The organism is Bacillaceae bacterium S4-13-56, assembly GCA_040191315.1.
Lineage (GTDB): Bacteria > Bacillota > Bacilli > Bacillales > JAWJLM01 > JAWJLM01.
Genome location: JAWJLM010000181.1, coordinates 1 through 700 on the forward strand (window position 1 = coordinate 1; position 700 = coordinate 700).

The following is a 700-nucleotide window of genomic DNA, read 5'->3' on the forward strand; positions in this document are numbered from 1 at the left end:
ACACGATGAACGTAGTGAATCGATGTTGACTTATCGACCGTGATGAGGGAACCGACTCTAGTCGATAGGGAGCTTTAGCTAGACATTAGACCTTAAAAAGGAACGGGAATACGATATGAATAGTAATGATATTGGGAAATTAGCGGTTCTGCTAGCAACACTAAGTGAAGAGGAATTAAAACCTTTCCAGGTGCAGTTGGATAGCTATCAGTTTTGCACGGGTAAGGTAGGTTCCATGAACATGCAAAAAATTATCTCGGCTGTAGAAACTGCTGCCAAACGCTCGGAAATTATCCAAGAGAATATTTATCGAGAAACTCATTCCCTTTATCATGCAATTTTAGATGCTCTTCAAGGAGTCACTAGAGGGCAGCTTGCCATTGGGGATATGATGAGGACAGTTGGACTTCGATTTGCAGTGGTACGAGGCAATCCTTATCCGCGAAAAGAAGAGGGGGAATGGTTAGCAGTTGCCTTTTACGGAACGATCGGTGCCCCAGTCAAAGGATTAGAACATGAAACGCTCGGCTTAGGAGTTAACCATTTATAAGGTTAAATCCACTGGAACTAACAAATCTATCACAAAAATATCTAGTTGCCTAGAGCTATTAGTCAATAGGAGGCGACAACGGGATCAGTATGTCCCGTTGTCGCCTTTTTTCAAAGAAAAGCGTAAGTGCCCTTGTTCATCGACGTAAGG

General features: G+C 42.9%; 1 protein-coding gene. It reads left to right on the plus strand.

Translation table 11 applies throughout. From position 1 onward, the window contains the following. The first annotated feature begins 115 nt into the window (after positions 1-115). Positions 116-550 carry a hut operon transcriptional regulator HutP gene (gene hutP / locus RZN25_18550; protein ID MEQ6378787.1) on the plus strand — a complete coding sequence of 145 codons (435 nt, stop codon included), beginning with the start codon at positions 116-118 and terminating at the stop codon, positions 548-550. The last annotated feature ends 150 nt before the right edge of the window (positions 551-700 follow it).

Excerpts from the sequence above, each read along its gene's own strand:
- hutP (MEQ6378787.1), top strand. The coding sequence starts at position 116 with ATGAATAGTAATGATATTGGGAAATTAGCGGTTCTGCTAGCAACACTA.